We start from the raw sequence: 19,824 nt of genomic DNA, 5'->3' as shown, positions 1-19,824 counted from the left end.
CGGTCCTAAGGTAGCGAAATTCCTTGTCGGGTAAGTTCCGACCTGCACGAATGGTGTAACGACTTGGGCGCTGTCTCAACGAGGAGCTCGGCGAAACTGTAGCTCCGGTGAAGATGCCGGATACCCGCGACAGGACGGAAAGACCCCGTGAACCTTTACTGCAGCTTGATATTGGGTCTCGCCAATGCATGTGTAGGATAGGTGGGAGGCTATGAACGGAGGGCGCCAGCCTTTCGGGAGCCAACCTTGAAATACCACCCTTGTGTTGTTGGGGTTCTAACTTCATTCCGTGAATCCGGATGGAAGACAGTGTCAGGTGGGCAGTTTGACTGGGGCGGTCGCCTCCTAAAACGTAACGGAGGCGCCCAAAGGTTCCCTCAGCACGGTTGGCAATCGTGCGTAGAGTGTAAAGGCATAAGGGAGCCTGACTGCGAGACATACAAGTCGAGCAGACACGAAAGTGGGGCTTAGTGATCCGACGATTCCTTGTGGAAGGGTCGAAGCTCAACGGATAAAAGGTACTCCGGGGATAACAGGCTTATCTCCCCCGATAGTCCACATAAACGGGGAGGTTTGGCACCTCGATGTCGGCTCATCGCATCCTGGGGCCGGAGAAGGTCCCAAGGGTTCGGCTGTTCGCCGATTAAAGCGGTACGCGAGCTGGGTTTAGAACGTCGTGAGACAGTTCGGTCCCTATCCGTCGCGGGCGTAGGACATTTGAGAGGATCTGTTCCTAGTATGAGAAGACCGGAATGGACGAACCGCTGGTTCACCAGTTGTGGCGCCAGCCGCATCGCTGGGTAGCTATGTTCGGACGGGATAACCGCTGAAAGCATCTAAGCGGGAAGCCCACCTCAAGACGAGATGTCCCAAGCGTAAGCTTCTGAAGGCCCCTTGAAGATTACAAGGTCGATAGGCCAGAGGTGTAAGTGGCGAGGTAACGAGCCATTCAGCCGACTGGTACTAATAGCCGTGCGGCTTGACCAGCGCTCCTTTGCTACGACGTCGTTTCCTCATTCCTTGTAATTGCAACCCATTTCTTCCGGTGGCGATAGCGGAGGGGAAACACCTCTTCCCATTCCGAACAGAGTAGTTAAGCCCTCTTGCGCCGATGGTACTGCTTGGGTGACCTTGTGGGAGAGTAGGACGCTGCCGGGGGATGCTGAGAAGGCGCTCGATTCATTTCGGGCGCCTTTTCTATTTGGGGGGTGAATACAACTTTTTTGGCTGCCGGTCGGCGGCGATGGCCTCCGACGACTTCTCATTCAGCGGACGACTCGTCGGAGACCTTGTTTACGGACGCGCCAGTCGCCCGTTCCTCTTGTCGCCCGCAGCCACGTCAATCCTTCATCTAGGAATGGCAATTCACCAGGTAGGTCCAGGTGGGCGACCTCACAAAATATCCTGCACGCTTCCTCCTAAGCCGAGGCCCCGTTCACGATCCGCCCGTCGAAGAGTCGGATGATACGGTGGGCGTGATCGGCCAGCGGTTGGTCGTGGGTCACCATGATGATGGTCGTGCCCGCCTCGTTGAGGCCGTTGAGCAATTCCATCACCTCCGCACCGTTGGCAGAGTCCAGGTTACCGGTCGGTTCGTCCGCCAGGATCAGCTTCGGATTCCCGATGACCGCCCGCGCCACGGCCACGCGCTGCTGTTGGCCGCCGGAGAGCTGCTGTGGGAAGTGGTTCCGCCGGTGGAGGATCTGCATGTGCTCCATGGCTGCTTCCACCCTTTCTTTGCGCTCCTGCTTTGACGTGCCCAGGTAGATCAGGGGCAGCTCGATGTTTTCATACACGGTCAGTTCGTCGATCAGGTTGAAGCTCTGGAAAACGAAGCCGATGTTGGCCTTGCGCAGGTTGGCCCGTTGCCGCTCGGAGTGGGCGGAAACTTCCTCACCTACAAAGTGGTACTCCCCGCCCGTGGGGTTGTCGAGGAGGCCGAGGATGTTGAGCAGGGTCGACTTGCCGCAGCCCGAGGGTCCCATAATCGCCACGAACTCCCCTTCGTCAACGGTCATGGTCACGTCGTTGAGTGCCGTCGTCTCCACCTCTTCCGTCGCGTAGAGTTTCTTGAGATTCTGTGTCGCAATCATCACACGCCCCCTTTGAGGTTTAATCGGTATGCAACGCGGTTTAATCTATCGTCTTGCTTACAATGCACATTGTTTCGTTCAGAGGTGATGAAGACGCTACGTCTTTAGGCAACAGTACTTCACGGTCTCCCCACCCGTACTACTGCAACACCAGCCGTTCCATGTCGCCGAAGTTATCATACATGGAGGTGATGACTTGTTCGCCCTCTTCGAGGCCTTCGAGGACCTCGAAGTACTGGCTGTTCTGCCGGCCGAGCCGTATCTGGCGCCGCTCGGCGGTCTCACCGGCAGGATCAAGCACGTATATCCAGCGCCCGCCCGTCTTCTGGTAGAAACCGCCCCGGGGCACCTGCATGGCGTCGGCCAACTCGCCCAGCGCGATCCGCACCTGCAGCGTCTGGCCGCGGCGGAGTCCTACGGGCATGCCTTCGGGGAACTCCATGTCCGCCTCGAACTGCCCTTCGATCACCTCGGGATACACCCGGCTGATCACCAGGTTGTAGGTCCCGCCCGCGAAATCGAAGGAACCGGCCTGGCCCGAGCGGATACGGGCGATGTAGTGCTCGTCGATGGCCGCGCGCACCTTGAACCGGTCCTCCACGTCGATCTGGCCCAGCCGATCGCCGCCGGGCTTGGACTCGCCCACCTCGGCGATGAGCGAGGACAGAAGTCCCGTGATCGGCGCGCGTAAGGTCAGGTTCTCCTCGTTCTGCTTGATGACTTCCAGGTTCTGGCGAAGCCGGTCGATCGATTCCTCCAGCTGCTGGATCTGGATCATCTGGAAGAGTGAATCCTGGCGCAGCGTCTCAACGGTGACTTCCCGCCTGCGTGTGAGATATTCCAGGTTGTCCTTTGCCTCGTCGTATTCCTGCCGCGAGACCAGGTCGGCCGCGAGCAGGGCGTCCTGTCGTGTGTACTCCCGTTCCGCCTGGCGCAGTTGGTATTCCGTTTCCACCAGATCGGCGCGCATGCTCAGACGGCGCTGCCCCATGGAGACCCGCGTCTCCCTGAGCCGGTTCACCTCGCGGAAAAGCTCAGCTTCCCTCTGCATCACGTTGAGTTGCAGGTTGGCGTTGGACAGGCGCAGGATCGGTGTGCCTTCCTCCACGTGCGTGCCCTGCTCAATGTAGACCTCCTCCACGCGCCCGCCTTCCACCGCGTCCAGGTAGAAGGTCGTGAGCGGCATCACCGCGCCCTGCTCCACGATGTACTCGAGAAAAGGACCGTAGGTCACCGGGGCCAGGGTCAGCTTCTCGGCTTCCACGTTCAGCGAGGACTGGTTGACGCTGAGCAGCGCGTAGGCCCCGAATGCGACCACCGCGGCGGCCAGGCCGCCGAACGCCATCCGGCGCGGCGTGAAGCGCTTCTTCTCGATCCTGCGGTCCATCGTGCCCTCGTGTTCCCTACGGCTGTCTGATGAGAACATCTCCACGAGACCCTTCGGCTTTTCGCCGTTCTGTGTTGACTCGCTCATAGTGACCCTCCTCATCCTGATTACGCTCGTCGCCATGTGCTATCAGCATGATACCCGGAACGCGGATTCGTTTCTATAGGGTGTTTCCCTACATTTTAAAAATCCATCCCCTATTCTTGATCTGATTATCCCCTGAGCACTTCAACCGGGTTCGTCTCTGCCGCTTTCACGGTCTGGAATCCCACGGTAAACCAGGTTATCAGCATCACGACGACGCCGGTGAAGATGAACGTCAACGGACTTGGTTCGATGCGATAGGCGAAGTCGCTCAGCCACACATCCGCCATATAGTAGATCAACGGGACGCCGACAACCCACGCGATGAGGACGTACAGCGTGAATTCCCGGTACAGTAGAACAACGATCTGGCCGACCGTGGCCCCCAGGGCTTTACGAATACCTATCTCCCTGATGCGGCGCTGGACCATGAAGGCGGACAGGCCCAGGAGACCGAGGCAGGCGATCAGAATCGATACGGTGGACCCTGCCGTGAAAACGGTCCGGAGTATGCGATCGTCTTCATACAGCCCGGCCACCTTATCTTCCAGTAACGCGAACTCCGGCTCCGGAAGATCGGGATAAACCTTGTTCCACTGTTCCCTCAGGATGCGGAGCGCGTTTGCCTCGTTGCTGCTGTTGATTTTGACGACAATAGAACCGTATCGATGAGCATCACTGTATTGTTGACCGAATTGACCCAATGCGATCCTCATGGGAAGAATCTCCTGGCGCAATGATTCCATGTTGAAGTCCCGTAAGACTCCGATCACCTCGCACGGCACCGGCACAATTGACCCATTGCGGACCATGGCACTTGGACCCAGCAGTGTCGTACCGACGAGGTCTTCCAAACCCAGGACGCGTACCGCCGTCTCGTTGATCAGGCACGCACCGGCGTCCGCAGATCGTTCTCGGGAGAAAAAACGCCCTTCAACCAACTCAAGCCCCAGTACATCGGGAAGCCCGTAGTCTGCGCTGAAAATCTGGAATTCCGTTTGCTGGTCCATCGGAACGCCTTCCGGCCATACTCCGCCGGTATTATACGTGTCTCCAAATATCGTTGACGACCGGTCCATCGCCAGGATATCGGGATATCTGAGTGCGTTGTCTCTGAATACTTCATAGGCGCGCTCCGGCATATCGATGAGGACGACGCCATCTTCCTCAAACCCCAGGTCTTCACTCAGCATGTAGTCAAGCTGGTCCGAGATCGTCCACGTGCCGATGATCAGGACGACCGAGACGGTAAACTGAAACACGATGAGTATTCTTCGGAAGAGCGCGCCCGTGGCCCCGGATTCAGACGAACCTCGCAGCACGGCCGTCGGCTGGAAGGACGAAATGACGAAAGCGGGATAGGTACCCGCGAGTATCCCGACGAGCAGGACCACACCCGCGAGCATCAGCATCGTGTCCGACGTAAACTCCAGGTTGATGTGCTGGTTGAACAGATCGTTGATAGCGGGCAGCAGGACCTGAAGCAGCACGATGGACAATCCCAGCGCAAACATAGTCAACAACACTGATTCGCCTATGAATTGCAGTATGGCGTGAGCCCGCGTGCCGCCCAGCACCTTCCGCATACCCACTTCACTCGCGCGACTCATCGACCTGGCCGTAGTCAGATTGATGAAGTTGGCGCAGGCGAGCACCAGTATGAAGGCCGCCAGAAGGAAGGCGACGTAGACGGTACGGATATCCCCGGTGCCGCCTCCTCGTGTCATATCGTAGGTGTACAGGTGTATATCCCCGACAGGCCGCAGATAAGGAGTCGTTACGAGGCCGAATGCCCGATTCACATCTCCGCGATATCTTTCGACGAAACCGGGCAGTTGCTCGTCCAGTTCCAGGGCGGAATACCCTTCTCGCAATAGGAGGTAGGTATAGATGGTGTAATTGCCACCATGATCCTGCATGTTGGCGGGCTCGCCCCAACCCAATGACTCAAGCGTGACGTAGGAGATCAGGAAATCGAAGTGCACATGCGAATTCTCCGGAAGGTCACGGGCGACGCCCGTTACGGTCAGCGGCAACGGGTTTCCCAATTTTTCCAGGTTCAGGGTGATCAGAGCATCTATGGGATCCGTCTCGCCAAAGCATGTATTCGCCATGGATTCCGATATGACGACCGTATGAGGCCGGGTCAGTGCCGTGGCGGGCGTGCCTCTGACCAGGGGCAGGGTGAAGACGTCGAACAGGGTCGAATCGGCAAAGAAAGACGCTTTGCCGCGTACCGACCTGTCTTCAAGTTGTACCGACTGCTGTTCCAACAAGGGCCGTAGCCTGGTCAAGTTTTCTATGGAAGGGTAGTCGGCAAGTAGAACGGGGGCCCAGGCCGATGGAGTCGTAGTGAATTTGTTCTCGCGGCCGTCATGAAGATGATTGACTTCAATCCGATACAAGCGGTCCTTCTTCAAATGAAAATCGTCGTAACTGGTTTCGTACCGAATGTAGAGCAGCATCAGGATGCATCCCGCCAGGCCAAGGGCGAGACCGATTAAGTTGACCAGGGAATACCCTTTGTGCTTTAAAAGATTCCGAATCGCTGTCGTAATGTAGTTGCGTATCATGGTAGGTATCTCCTGATTCGGTGCCGCAGTAGATTCTGAACGTCACTCGCGCATATGGTCTGTCCGTTTCAATGCTATGTCCGGCGTAGGCAGGTAGTTCCTAATCATCGTTCCGTCCTCTTACAACCTCTCGGCAAACATACCCAATAGATTCCTTCGGAAGCGCAGTTGACGCTGATCGTACCCGCAATCATGCCTTTATCTATAATAAAAGGAAATCAGACCGACTATCTATAGGGTGATTCCCTATTTTCTCTCGAAAGTTCCCTAACAACCCGGAAAATCCGGATAGCTATTGGAAGTGAGAAGGGGAATAGAGGGACCTGCAGGAAGGATGCTACTTCAAATTGATTACATCTTGTTCGATCACCTTTGAGCCGATGTCGGCGCTCTCGATTGAGCCGCTCAAAGTATTGTGAAGTTCAACCAGGAGGTGATACTCACTTTCTGCTGTTTCCTGCAAGATAGCCATGGCGCTCCTTACTAATGATGCTTTCGGCTTCTTGAGGCATTTAAGAAAGAGCCACCTTGCGTGGTTCGCCATTCTTGTTATCTCCGAATACTCTTCGAAGAGACGATTGCCAGAATCGATGTATCCCTGTTCTTGCAGATACCTGATGCGTTCCGTCATTACCTTTTTGTGTTCCCATAGGACGCGCAGAGGAATAGTCAGCGTTTCCAGATTTCGACCCCGATCCAGTGATTCTGTCAGGTACGAATACACTGATACTCCCCAAAGCCCTTCCTCTTCAGGAACAAACAGCATGCGATACTTTTCAGCCGTATTCACTGATTCCAGATAATCCGAGAGCAATTCGCATATTTGCCGGATATTGATTTCATATGTTTTTCGATTATCAATTCTATATAGAAAGACCATGGGGCTTTCTTCCAGTTGGTCGACCTGATAAAGGTTGCCATACGGGGCATTGATATTGACGGTATTCACGGCCTGGTAAAGTTCATCAAACGTGATCGTTGCGATATGGTAATTCCACGACTCATTGTAACCGGATATCTCAAATGTCTGGTTGGTGTCGTCATAGCCGGAGACCAGCAGTTCATGCATAAAATGAAATCTCCTGTATGGCTCTGTAGAAGGTAGGTAGTAGTAATCAACGTCCAACTGTACATGGCAGTCTTCTTCAATACTCGAAATGACGAACTGGACAACGTCATCATATGTCCGCAGAATGATTCTTTGTTCAAGCCTTTGAATGTCCAGGAACGGACAGGTAATAAAATAGTAGTTCTTCTTTCCTCCTTTCGGTGACAAGGGATTGACGTAGAATCTCAGAAAGTGATCTTTGTAATGGTAAAGTTGGATGTAGTTACTGCATATCCACGGTGTAAACGCCATGTGGGGACGCATGATTGACAACGGATACATGCTGAACAGGTAAGACGTTACGGGAGGCTCTTGAACGGGAATCTTCTTTTTCATCTTTTTATCCTGAGACGGCTGTGACCATACTATTCCGCTTCTTCGGAATGCAAATACCCGTCAACGAATGGGAGATCACGCAGACTCTCCGACCGCTGACATTGTCCTTATCCCGCCATTCCAGATATCTATTCTGTTATCTGCGTTCAAGTCGCTAAAATCATCATGTGAGATGTATATGACTATTCTGTCACGGAGTATGTCACGCAGATAATCCCTTATACGATCTTTGGTTTCCTTATCGATATGTACAAACGGTTCATCCAGAATGTAAACAGGCGTGTTTCTCAACAATGCTCTCGCTATTGCGATTTTCTGGCGTTGTCCTCCGGATAGATTCCTACCGCCTTCAACAACCTCGGCGTCCAGACCCTGAACGCAATCGAACAAGTCGTCCTTGGCGTTCAACTTGCCCAGCACTTCGCATATCATATCATCGTTTATCCGATCATCGAACAGGCGGATGTTTTCGCGAACGGATTCGTTGAACAGATAAGTATGTTGGGGAACGATACTTATGTTCTTTCGCCACGCGTGGTTGTTGATATGGGCTATATCCCGGCCATCGACCGCTACGCGTCCTTTCTGAGGAGTCAGTATCTTCATCAACAATCGAATCAATGTGGTCTTCCCCGAACCATTGCTTCCGTGAACTTCGTTCCATCCCCGGATAAACGTGGCGGTGCCTTCGAGCCCGTTCCCTTCCTCGTGATAACGGAATTCCACGTCATCAACGGAAAGTTCTTCAAAATCCGGGTCCGGTTCTTCCGCGCCACGATCGATTCCCACTTCAATAGGATTGGCATAGAAGTCCCATAGGCGTTCGAAAGCTGCCCTGGCGTTGATGAAACCGTGGTACGTCTGGCTTACGAATTGCATCGGCGCCGTAAAACGCTGCCTGAGCGTCAGAAAGGCAAGCAAGCTGCCGATGGTGAGTTGATCATCTACCACCAACCAGCCGCCATAACCCACGGTTACGATATAGCCGGCGGCCATGATGAGCGAAACACTCGTCTCGCTGACCAGATTCCATCTGTCCCGGTTTATGCTGTCGGCCTGAAATCGGTCGAATGAAGCCGTGATCTTGCGAAGAGACCAGCCATGAAGGCCGATTTGCCTCAGATACACGATGTTGTTAATACCCGATGCGATCTGTTCGGTAGAATGGGAATCCGATTCGAATACGCGCGTATTGGCCGCATGTATACGGTCCCGAAAAGCATGAGTGCGCCAGATCAGAAACGGCACAACCGCAAATCCCGGGATCAACATCTTCCATTCCACTACGCCGATATATATCATGGCGGAAAGAAAACCCAGGAAACTGACCAGGCTGTTATTGAGTACAGCCATGAAGAAATTACGGATGTTATCGGTATCGCTTTTCAATCGGGTCAGAATGTCCCCGCCGCTCGTCTTGTTGAAGAAGTGATAATCCAGCAGGTAGATACGGTTGATGAGCGATTTCTTGATGGTCGCGACAAAACGATTCGAAACAAGCGAGGTGATCATTCCGTAACCCAGTGAATTGACGCTTATCAGAACCGCAATGACCGAAAAGGCAATACAGTAGTACAATACGTTGTCCCAGTCTTGTTCGATCAAACCGGTATCGATGATCCTGGAGAAAACGATCGGCTTGGCAATGTTCAAGACGACCGAAACAACTGACAAAACGACAAATACGGCGATTTGCCACGCGTTGTTGTGGAGCGATTCGACAACGCCGTACAGTTTGAGTTTGTTTCCGATATCGCGGAGCATGGTCAATTACCTGTTCTAGTATTCCCGGAGGACCGCTTTTTGGGTATTTGCCAGTTCTTCGATGAGTCCTGCGGCATAGTCCCGACCATTGAATCTGCTATACAAAGTCTGAAAATAGTTCGCATTCGCCTTGAACTCGTCATCCATAATCTTGTGGAAACTCGCTTCCACCACGCCGGCATTGATTTTCTTGGTCGATAACCCGATGGCTACCCCTGCGGACCGACAGCGCAGGGCAATTTCGTATGTCCCGCTGCCGTTTGGAAACAACAGCATCGGAAGCCCATGTGACAGGGCGCCCAGCACTGACGTGGTATGTCCATTGGAAATCACGGCACGGGCGTGTCCGAGTACCCTTTCCTGAGGAACATGGTCCCTGACGAAGAAGTTTTGAGGGATATCGAATTCGTCTTCATCCGATCGTCCGGCAGATCCCGCGATTCGCACGGACTGTCCTCCGAAAACATCCGTCAGATATGGCCAGAAGCTCTCTTTTTCGAATGCTCTGCCTATCTGTACGTATATTATCGGCATATCGAGATCTCGTGATTCCTCGATCCAGGTATCGACCTCGTGGTCATCGACATGGGGTTCCCATTGACAGTTCCCTACGCAGTGAACCTTCCCGGGAAGAAGATGGAGATACGGCTCGAATTCCGGTACGCTCTGAATGAGAAACAGATCTCCGAGTAATGGCGATTCCTCATACTCTGTCGTGCAGGTTGGCAGTTGTAGCGACGTCAGCAGTTTGTTGTATACTCGCATCATTTCATCGTAATTCCATTGGCGGTTTCTTGCTTCGGTCTCCGAGATGAGATCCAGGCAGGGTTCGGTTGTCGGCCAGATATAGGCCGAAAGCCCCGTCACGGCGATGGGTATGTTGTGCTTTCTACTGATGCAGACAGCGCCGAGTGATAAAATGTGGGTAACCATAACGTCGACAGAATTGCTCTCAATGATCGACTCGAGATGCCGTATCTGCCTGCGCAACGTCAGCAGGTCCCACCAGGAGTTTATCCGATACGTCTTATCTTTCCCGTAAACGTTCTTTATACCCTGTTTCGACAAAATATTGTAAAACCGCGAATCTGTGGCGAAATGAACCGTATGGCCTTTCTCTTCAAGTTTCAGGGCAAGACCCATCGATGGATAGACGAATCCAGGCGTCCCTAATGAAACCATCAGGATGTTCATGGCACAAACCCCCTTCCAGATAAACCAAGGCTCCCCAGAAGTTTCAGGATGCGTTCGATGACGCGTTCATATCGTGCACACTATCCCCTGAGCACTTCAACCGGGTTCGTCTCTGCCGCTTTCACGGTCTGGAATCCCACGGTAAACCAGGTGATCAGCATCACGACGACGCCGGTGAAGATGAAAGTCCACGGATTCGGTTCGATGCGATAGGCGAAGTCGCGCAGCCACACATCCGCCATATAGTAGATCAACGGGATACCGACGACACACGCAATGAGGACGTACAGCGTGAATTCCCGGTACAGGAGAATAACGACCTGCCCGACCGATGATCCCAGGACCTTACGAACCCCTATCTCCTTAGTACGACTCTGGACCATGAAGGCGGACAGGCCCAGGAGTCCCAGGCAGGCGATCACTATCGATACCACGGTACCGGCGGTGAAGATCGTCCCAAGAAGCCGATCTCCCCTATATTGTTCTTCTACCAAATCGCTCAGGAACGAATACTCCATCTCGGGTTGATCGGGGTATGCCTGCCGCCATTGATCCCCGAGAACGCCGAGGGCGGTGGCGGTATTTTCAACCCGGAGTTTAATGGCGATATATGCGTATTGCTGACTCTGATCAGGAGGACCAATCCACATTGGTGCTGCCGCGTGATGAAATGATCGCGCATGGAAATCTCTTACGACTCCGATCACCGTTTGAGACTGCGAATACGGGTTGATAAGCGATTTACCGACTGGATCATCCCATCCGAGGGTACGAACCGCCGTCTCGTTGATCACGCACGCATCGGCGTCGGTGGACCTGTCCCGAGAGAAATAACGCCCGTGAACCACTTCAAAGCCCATAACGTTATGGAGATCGTAACCGCCATGGACCATCTGGAATCTTGTCGCTTGATCCTCCGGTGCGTTCGCTGTCCTTACTCCACCCGTAGGCAGGTTATCCGGTAGATTCGCAAGACGGCTCACCGACAGGACGTCAGGATAGCTCAGGGCGTTTTCTCTGAAAAATTCGTACTTTTGAATGGCCCCCTCGCCCAACGGCATCCCGACGATGACGACGCCTTCCGCATCGTATCCCGGATCCTTGTCCAGCATGTAGTCGAGCTGATCGTAGATCACCCCGGCGCCGGAAATCATAATGATAGCGATCACGAATTGAAACACTACCAGGATGCTGCGGAAGATCGCCCTGGCGGTTCCGGTTTTCTTCGATCCTTGCAGCATGTCCGTCGGACGAAAGGATGAAAGGACGTATGCGGGATAGGCGCCCGACAGCATCCCGACGAGCAAGACCATCCCCGACAGCATCAAGGCCAGGCCCAACGAAAATCCCATGGTGATTCCCCTGCCGAACAGATCGTTGAAAAAGGGCAGAAGCATTTGGACCAATACAATAGCCAAACCCAGAGCGAACAAACTCAACAATACAGATTCGCCAATGAATTGAAGCACGATGTGCGTCCGGCTGCCGCCGAGGACTTTGCGCATGCCTACTTCCCGTGCGCGTCGGTCCGCCCTGGCCGTGGTCAGGTTGATGAAGTTGATACAGGCGATGACCAGGATGAAGACCGCGAGAGAAATAGCGATATAGATGGAACGAATATCCCCGCCTCCGGTCTTAGTCAGCAGTCCCGAGCTCCACTCTATATCTCGGCTGTAGAGATGGATATCTTCAATTGGTCGAAGAAACGGGTTTACTTTGATTCCGAATGAACGCATCCGGTCCCCAAGGTATCTTTCAATGAACCGCGGCATTTGTGCTTCCAGTTCCCGGACGGAATACTCTTCTTTCAATAGGAGGTATGTACGGACTTCGCTGCTTAAGCCCTTGTTCTGGAAGGTATCAGGTCCACCCCAACCTAACGAGGTGTACGTGGCGTAAGAGATCAGAAAATCGAATCGCATATGCGAGTTCAAGGGAACGTCGCTCATGATGCCCGTTATGGTCACGGAAAAAAGACCGGCTACGTTAAGCGGCACGCCAATCGGGTCCGCTTCTCCGAAATGTGTCCTGGCGAAGGATTCCGAAATGACCGCGGTAAAGGGGGCCGTCAAGGCCGTGCGGGGGTTCCCTTTGACCAGAGGGAACGTGAAGATATCGAACAGAGTGGAATCAGCGAAGAGGACGGCTTCCGCGTAAAATGCTTTATCACCAGATGTTACGGTATGGCGGGCCAGTGCGACTTTCAGTCTGGCCATGGATTCTATGCCCGGATAATCGGCAAGCAGGGCCGGACCCCATGGAGCGGGAGAAATAGCTATTTTTTGCTCCCTGCCGGACGTTACGGAGTGATTCTCCAACCGGTAGATGCGATCCTTTTTTTCATGATATGCATCGTAGCTGAATTCGTATTGAATATACAGGGACATCAGAATACACCCCGCCAGTCCGATGGCAAGGCAGATCATGTTGATTACGGAATATCCTTTGTACTTTAGAAGGTTCCTTACCGCGGTCGTAATATAGTTGCGTATCATCTCGGGTACCTCCGGTGTCCTCCATCGGTCTGATCAGATTGAAGGCCTTCAAGGCACTTCCTGATCAGGTCGACTTGGGTATCTCTGACTGCTGGGCGATAAGGGCCACGATGTTATCCAGGTTCGAAAAGAACTCGACATTGACCTCGTTATCGTCAAACTCCATTTCGAATTCGCTTTCAAGCAGCATGATGTATTCTATGGCCTGCATGGATTCACTGGCAATTTCTTGCAACGCGTACGACTCATCCGCTTCAGTACTGATTTCTCTTGCAACGAAATCGCTCGTCAAGTCATGCAGCGTTTTTCTGATGTCGGCCTCGGTGGTCATTTGCGTTCCCCTCTCACGGACGTTTTGAAAAGAACCCCTGAATGAGTTCAAGGATCGCCCCGTCATTGGCCTTATCCATGATATCGAAAACGGGCTTTCCGATTTCCTCCTGAAAATACCTAATTTGGGTGTGTTTCTCTTCATCGCTGAGAAATCGATGACGGGCCATCGTACGACCGTTCTTCCGTTTCTGAAACTCCCGCATCCACGGAGTCATGACGAAGAAGACCGGTTCGGCGCCGCAGTAGATCCTGAAGGTCTCGCAGGTGTCTTTTATGTAGCCGATCGTATCCTGCGGGTTTATTGCGCACACGAACGCATCCGGGTTGACGCCAATCACGTAATCCAGCGTATCCGTTTCGTTTCCCAGGAGTTTCCTGCTTTTGCCCCTGGGTATGGAAGTCCCCTGCGTTCCGGTTAAGATGAGGTGAGGTTCCAGGTACTCCTGCATGCCTCTGGTGAGGATTCTGAGATAGTAAGACCATTTTTTCTTATCCAGCGAGACCGTCCCCCTGTAGCCGTAGGGAAAACTGTGCGTTGCGCCAAAAAGTTCGCCCTGGGGTTCCGTCGATAGGAAGCCGATCCTGTATCCTTCTCGCTCGAGAATCCCTTTTATGCGCAGTTGAGCGGTGAACTTCCCCTGACGATTGCTGGTTCCCAAAACGCATAGCATCGGGACATCGACGGATCCCAGATAGCGAAAGGGAAGTAGCTCCTCATAGTGTTCTTCCGTTACTTCCGGGACATAGACCGCACCGCTGTATCCCTGTTCTGTTCGGTATTGCTCTATATGGTCGTGTAGTCTGCGATCGTAGCTGAAGACGTTCTTGCCGCAAGACAACGACCTGGTCAGGAGTTCTGAACCATACTTGATATTGGTTTCGAAAAGCTGATCTGTGAAGTAACCCGTAACAAGCGTGTCGAATCGATCGAATCGGTCCGAGCGCGTTACACCACCATTCGGTGCTGCCTTGCCCGGTGAGGTGTAAGCAAGGTTCCGGGGATAGTCGAAATACTGAACAACGGGAGAGATACAATACTCCGGAAAATCTGAAAATGCGTTCATCTCTTTCTCGCTGGCGGGGAACACGGCGAGGTTTCCAATCCAATCTGAAAAACGTCGTTTGAAGACGCCCTCCAAGTCTGTCTTGACGCCGTCGCTTTTGATCGTGGGAACGTTGTCGTTATATGCTTTTCCGCCGAACTGCAAAGGCGTAAGGCCGGGCGCAGCGCCTTCCTTGAGCCTGGTTTTCAAGGCGTCGATAGACGGCGTATGGTTGAAAGACTGCATAGTCTTTGCGGTTATGCCGGTAAAGTACGCGCATGCGAGACTCGTGCCGCTGGATATGGTAAACCCGCCGTTTTTCCAGGCGATTCGCTGGAGCGTCCCTCTTGCGATGAACTCAATCGGCGAATCAGGGATGAAACCATATTCGGTGTCACTGCCGACTTTGCCCCAGGTAACACCCAATACCGTAGGGAAGTAAGCCGGATACGATTCAGAGGAAAGATCCGTGTGGGCCGCGGAGATGATAACGACGTTTCGTTCATGCGCGTCGGCACATAACTGGTATAGCTCCTTGGATGGGGAACTCGTTTGGACCCCTAGCGAAAGATTGATGATGTCTATGTCGTTGTCCAGGCACCAGCTGAGCGATTCACAAAGCAGCTTTTCCGTGGCTGCCAGTTCCTGGTGGAATATCCTGACGGCAACCAATTCCGCCGATGGAGTAATTCGATGTACTATCGCGGCTAAACTGGTCCCGTGTCCCAACGAGTCGTCGTACTCATCCGTAAAAGCCAATTCGCCGGATGATTTCAATACGAGTGAGACTCCCGCACAGCGACAACCTCGCAGCCTTTTATGATTGATATCGATGCCACTGTCGATGATCGCGATTCGCATGATAACCAGGTCCCGTCAGTTTAGTCGGTTTGACATGTCGTGGTCTTTCTCCGGCAGATATACGCAGTGTTCCAGGAAAACCACGGGCAGGCTCCCGGATTTCAACAGCGTCACGCTGTCGGCAAAGACGGGGGCACTGTAGGTGCAAGATTCCAGGCCGATTGCGTTCGTCAGATTTGTCGATGAGAAGTTGGTCTCACCTAAGACGGCGTTGCTGAAATCCGCCTCATTGCAATAGGCGTTCGTAAAATCGGTTCCGCGCAGGTCTGCCGATGCAAACTCGGCCTTGTATGGGTAGGCGCCGGTAAGGTTTGCCTGTTTCAAATCGGCGCCATGCAGATTCGACCATCCCAGGGCGGCGAAACGCAGATCGGCGTTTTCCAGTTTTGCATCACGCAAATCGGCTCCGCTCAGGTATGCGCGAACGAGTTTTGCCATGGAGAGATCAGCGCCGACGAGGTCGAAATCCCTCAAATTTGCGAGGGATAGATCTATTCCCGGAAGTTGGGCATGGCATAGATTCATTCTTTCGAACGGATTCCTTTCTCGCCAGGCGAAAACGGTTTTGCGCCCTTCCTTCACGACATCGATCATCTCTTCTCTGGTGTGATCGCTCATGATTCGTTTCCTCAAACAGTCAGTTAATCTCATCGCATTTAACAGAGAGTGAGAAGGCGTTCTGAAGATCGTTATCGAACTCCTCGAATGACTGGATTTGCTCCGGCGTCTCTTTCGTCATCAGATACTGACTTTTCAAACGATCCGGTAAGGACCACCTGATATCGGGGCAGGCGTTCGGCGGATCGAGATGGGGACAGGCCATATCGCAAACAGGGAGGATCTTGCAATCTCGACACATGGGATTCTGCATGAATTTATCCCAGTGTACGAACAGGCTTCTTCGGGGATGCTGCAGATCGTAGGGTTCACTGATGTGATGAGCGCGCGTCGTATTGTGATTGACGTGTTCCCAACACTGATGAACGTAGCCGGCTGAATCCAACACGATGCTATAGGGTAGTGACGCGGAACCACAGAGAAACGCGGCTGGTTTCGGAAGATTCATTCTGGTTCGGGCCGGTTGCTTTTGATTCTTTCTAGCCCAATGGTTGTATCTATCTCGTCTTAACGAACTGAAATGATCAACCTGTTTTCCAAATTCTCGTGACGAATAGTAATCAGACACCTCGTCAACTGGCAAACCGTCAGGTGGAGGTTTCTTATGGGCGATATACATTTTAAACTGATCATGTCGTTGCGGCCAGATACCCCTGTTTTCCAAATCATCGAGGAACAGTTCCATGTGTTTCATTATGACTTTATCACAGTTGATTCTGATGTTCACTCTGATAGACGATGACTGTTTCAGGGCTGAAAGATTATCGAGGATCCTTTCGTAATTGCCCTGATCCTCAGACCCGTACATAGGCAGAAGCGGCCTAAGCGAATCGTGCGTATCTTTGTATCCGTCAATGGTTACCTGAACGGACGAGACCTTCGCCCGTTCCAATAGGGCCCAGTTCTCCGGTGTTAATAATAGACCGTTAGTAATACAGTTGGCGTCGTATTCGAGATCATACTTCTCCTGAAGCACCAGTATTTTCGAAGAGAGATTCTCTATTACTTCAGGTCTGAGCAGAGGTTCGCCGCCATACCATGTAACTCTGACTTTTCTGAATGACTCGACGATATCGCTATTCTGGATTTCTCTTTCCATAAACTGAACGATGTCATCTATGGTTTCTTCACTCATGAAATTGCGGTACGGCTTGGGACCTTCGAAACAATATGGGCAGCCCATGTTGCATGACAACGTCGGAGTGATCGTCAACTCGAAAGAAGCGTTTTTGTAGGATGCCCGCCGTTGTCGAACAATACGCTTATGGATGAGTTCTTTTTCGTCAACACACGCATTCACGACATAAGAAGACTCGATCAAACTGTCCAAGATATCCGGGCTGAGGCATTTCAACTCCTTGGAAGGAATCTTGTCCAGCTTTGACCAATGTATTAACTGCCGAACTACTTCTGATTCCATTTCAGTCAGTCCGTTCGTCCGGGAATTGTAGAGCAGATAACAGTCGTTTTCCGGTACAGGTACATAGAAATTGTAGTAACTCGTTTTGTAGATTACACTGTTCATGACCATTCTCCACTTTGACGACTGGTTTCAGATATGTAGGTGGATTATCAATAGATTAGTGTCGATGCTGCTATGTCTAAAGCATGCGTACCATTGAGTCAGAACAGGATATCATCCACTTCATCGTCTCCATTATTAATACCACAAGTTTTATCACAATTGTTGATACCACAGGCTTTGTCGCAATATGCGACTACGTCTTGATCTTGATCATCTTCAAAGTCAAGATCCACGGGCTTGATCAGGACTTTCATGGCTGTCTCCTTTCATCTGATTAACGTAACACAGCGAGGTGGCTTATAGCAGCATCGACACTGAGTTTTTAAATCAATAGGTATCTGTATTTTGTTGCAGGAAACTCTTCGCTACATTGAGCATCTTATCTTTATGGTGGGCTAGATCATCTACCGTGTTGATATCCACCCGGATGTCGGGGGTGATCCCCCGCCCTTCGATATGTCTTCCCGCAGGACTGAGCCTGTTCGACCAGGAATTTACTCCTACCATCAGTCCGTCAGGAAACACAACGCGAATCATGGCAGATACGGAACCTGCTGTTTTGTGATTCGCAACAAAGGCCGCTTTTTTAGCATATTGCATGGTATCTATGAAATCCTCGCTTGCACAGGTAGTCTGTCCGTTTCCCAGAATCGCGACAGGCAGGTCGATATGGTACTGTTCCTTTGGACGGATGATCAGGTCTTCGGTTCTTCCATTGGCTGGAGTGTACTCCCGGCTGTAGAGGGTTGGTTCATCTATGAATAAGGAGATAATCCGTATAACGCTGGTGGCTTCTCCACCGGGATTGGAACGCAGATCGATAATCAGTCCATTTGCTTTCTTAAAGTCGGACATGTGATTCGAGAATCGAGTCCAGACATCTAATGACCATCGGCTGATTCTGAAGTAAGCTATATCTCCATCAAGTACCCTGAACTCTCCATGTCTCGGTACGAAATTCGGCGGAATTCTGTAATCCCCGCCTGTGTTAAGCCGTACTTCTACCATCTCCCCATTTTCATCTTCCGACGCTAAACCGATTGCGATTTCCGAGGAATCCGGCAGGTATCTCAGTATGGATGATATTGCTTTTTGTCTCCGGCTGTATGCCGATCCACGGAATCGTTCAGACAACTCTGAAATGACATCCTGTATTGGCTGATCCTGAACGCTGAACAGTCGCATACCTGGCTTGATCTCGTCCTTCAATTCTGTTGCGAAAACCGCCGCAACGCGAACCTCTCCAAGGATTTCATAGAAGACAACGGGAGGTGTCGATCTTCGCCCCGAAGATCGCCTGGCACCGATCTTCGATGCGTTGAAGTGCGGATCGCTGTAAGTCGATACCAGGGCGATCAGACTATCGTTGAACGCCTCTCTGTGAGAGATGGGAACGGTCGCGAAACTGTTGAACCGGGCAAGCAGGTCCGATTTCTCTAAACCGCGCTCTTTATAGAAGGGATACTTGTCCATGAACTGTCGAAACATGGTCGTTTTGAGTTCACGTAGGTCTACGGGACTGTACGAAGTCGCCGTTGAACTTGCAGCCGGTTCTATGTAATACGGATCGCCGTTATGGCCGACTAACGATCGCCAGGCGACGGACGAAGATGCCAGGGGAACCCCCGGAGGTTTGTAGTCAAAATCAAGCGCACCCTCGGTGTAATTTGTCAGGATTGGTCTGAAAAGCGGATGCGTGTAGTTCTTGTCTACCCATTCCATTTTGTAGATTTTAAGATCACCGATTACGAAGTCATACTGATCTCCTTTAGGATAGACCTTAATGAGCATCTTATCGACTGTATCAGCTTCCCTGGTATCTTGGCTCGTTTCCACGTTATCGATCTTGCCACGCCAGGATGACAGCGGACTGTTCAAAGGGAGTTGATAGCCGGTAAAGGGAATATTGACCATCTTCTCAATCCAGACATCACTCTTCGACAGGTGCAGGGATATGCTGTATCGGTCTACGTTCTCAACGTAAATCCGACTGTAGAAGAACACGGTTTCACCCGGCACTATCGGTTTGCTGAAGCGGGTTTTCCATACATGCCGGAAATCCGCCGCCTCACTGCGCTTTTCGACATCCTCACCTTGTTCTATCGGTCTGTAACCTGAGTAGAGCGCCTTGTCGTCCATTCTGTATTCCGGGAAATAGAACCTGGTATGTTTCTCAAGGCCCTCGTCTTGAATGGCGTACAGTACTTCGGATGGCTCGTATCTCTTCGTTACCACTTTCCATTCGGCACACATTCCATCGTGGTAATCGATCAGAACCATAGCAAGCAAAGACAGCAGAACCGGCAAACACCAGGTTGTCATCCTGTTTGAAGTTGCTCCGGCGTTCATTTCGAACCTTCCTTGCTCAGAGTTGTATACCGAAAGGGCCTTTTGTAATAGCACCGACATG

At 52.1% G+C, this 19,824-nt stretch carries 13 protein-coding genes, 2 rRNA genes and 1 pseudogene; 2 read left to right on the top strand and 14 right to left on the bottom strand.

Translation table 11 applies throughout. The features are described from left to right. Both OXG98_04095 and rrf read left to right on the top strand, forming a co-directional pair. Positions 1-987, top strand: a 23S ribosomal RNA gene (locus OXG98_04095); the annotation flags it as partial. Positions 988-1,041: 54 nt separating this feature from the next. Further along, positions 1,042-1,158 (top strand): 5S ribosomal RNA (gene rrf, locus OXG98_04090). Positions 1,159-1,418: 260 nt separating this feature from the next. On the opposite strand, the gene OXG98_04085 is transcribed toward rrf, so the two are convergent. The 14 genes and pseudogenes from OXG98_04085 to OXG98_04020 all read right to left on the bottom strand — a co-directional run bounded on the left by OXG98_04085 (position 1,419) and on the right by OXG98_04020 (position 19,763). Continuing rightward, on the bottom strand, positions 1,419-2,093 hold the full coding sequence (locus OXG98_04085; protein MCY3771185.1) for an ABC transporter ATP-binding protein: 675 nt from the start codon (positions 2,091-2,093) through the stop codon (positions 1,419-1,421). A gap of 139 nt (positions 2,094-2,232) precedes the next feature. Further along, a complete protein-coding gene (locus OXG98_04080) occupies positions 2,233-3,567 on the bottom strand; it encodes an HlyD family efflux transporter periplasmic adaptor subunit (GenBank protein MCY3771184.1) in 1,335 nt (444 codons plus the stop codon). 125 nt (positions 3,568-3,692) lie between these two features. Continuing rightward, positions 3,693-6,137 carry an ABC transporter permease gene (locus OXG98_04075; GenBank protein MCY3771183.1) on the bottom strand — a complete coding sequence of 815 codons (2,445 nt, stop codon included), beginning with the start codon at positions 6,135-6,137 and terminating at the stop codon, positions 3,693-3,695. Positions 6,138-6,474: 337 nt separating this feature from the next. Next, complete coding sequence (locus OXG98_04070) at positions 6,475-7,581, bottom strand: hypothetical protein (protein MCY3771182.1); 1,107 nt, start codon at positions 7,579-7,581, stop codon at positions 6,475-6,477. 75 nt (positions 7,582-7,656) lie between these two features. Then, a complete protein-coding gene (locus OXG98_04065) occupies positions 7,657-9,345 on the bottom strand; it encodes an ABC transporter ATP-binding protein (protein ID MCY3771181.1) in 1,689 nt (562 codons plus the stop codon). 15 nt (positions 9,346-9,360) lie between these two features. Next, on the bottom strand, positions 9,361-10,539 hold the full coding sequence (locus OXG98_04060; GenBank protein ID MCY3771180.1) for a hypothetical protein: 1,179 nt from the start codon (positions 10,537-10,539) through the stop codon (positions 9,361-9,363). A gap of 80 nt (positions 10,540-10,619) precedes the next feature. Further along, on the bottom strand, positions 10,620-13,034 hold the full coding sequence (locus OXG98_04055) for an ABC transporter permease (GenBank protein ID MCY3771179.1): 2,415 nt from the start codon (positions 13,032-13,034) through the stop codon (positions 10,620-10,622). 64 nt (positions 13,035-13,098) lie between these two features. Next, positions 13,099-13,365 carry a hypothetical protein gene (locus tag OXG98_04050; protein MCY3771178.1) on the bottom strand — a complete coding sequence of 89 codons (267 nt, stop codon included), beginning with the start codon at positions 13,363-13,365 and terminating at the stop codon, positions 13,099-13,101. Between the two features lie 13 nt (positions 13,366-13,378). Then, the gene (locus OXG98_04045) at positions 13,379-15,271 is read right to left on the bottom strand and encodes a S8 family serine peptidase (protein ID MCY3771177.1); all 1,893 of its coding nucleotides are present in this window, start codon (positions 15,269-15,271) and stop codon (positions 13,379-13,381) included. A gap of 15 nt (positions 15,272-15,286) precedes the next feature. Then, positions 15,287-15,610, bottom strand: coding sequence for a pentapeptide repeat-containing protein (locus tag OXG98_04040; protein ID MCY3771176.1), 324 nt, complete (start codon positions 15,608-15,610; stop codon positions 15,287-15,289). Positions 15,611-15,637: 27 nt separating this feature from the next. Next, a pseudogene (locus OXG98_04035) lies at positions 15,638-15,796 on the bottom strand (pentapeptide repeat-containing protein). A 112-nt stretch (positions 15,797-15,908) separates the two neighbouring features. Continuing rightward, the gene (locus OXG98_04030; GenBank protein ID MCY3771175.1) at positions 15,909-17,414 is read right to left on the bottom strand and encodes a radical SAM protein; all 1,506 of its coding nucleotides are present in this window, start codon (positions 17,412-17,414) and stop codon (positions 15,909-15,911) included. 98 nt (positions 17,415-17,512) lie between these two features. Continuing rightward, complete coding sequence (locus OXG98_04025) at positions 17,513-17,668, bottom strand: hypothetical protein (protein ID MCY3771174.1); 156 nt, start codon at positions 17,666-17,668, stop codon at positions 17,513-17,515. A 73-nt stretch (positions 17,669-17,741) separates the two neighbouring features. Next, a complete protein-coding gene (locus tag OXG98_04020; GenBank protein MCY3771173.1) occupies positions 17,742-19,763 on the bottom strand; it encodes a S41 family peptidase in 2,022 nt (673 codons plus the stop codon). Positions 19,764-19,824 lie beyond the last annotated feature (61 nt).

This window comes from Gemmatimonadota bacterium, from assembly GCA_026706345.1.
Taxonomy (GTDB): domain Bacteria; phylum JAAXHH01; class JAAXHH01; order JAAXHH01; family JAAXHH01; genus JAAXHH01.
This window is presented reverse-complemented; position numbering and strand designations above follow the sequence as displayed.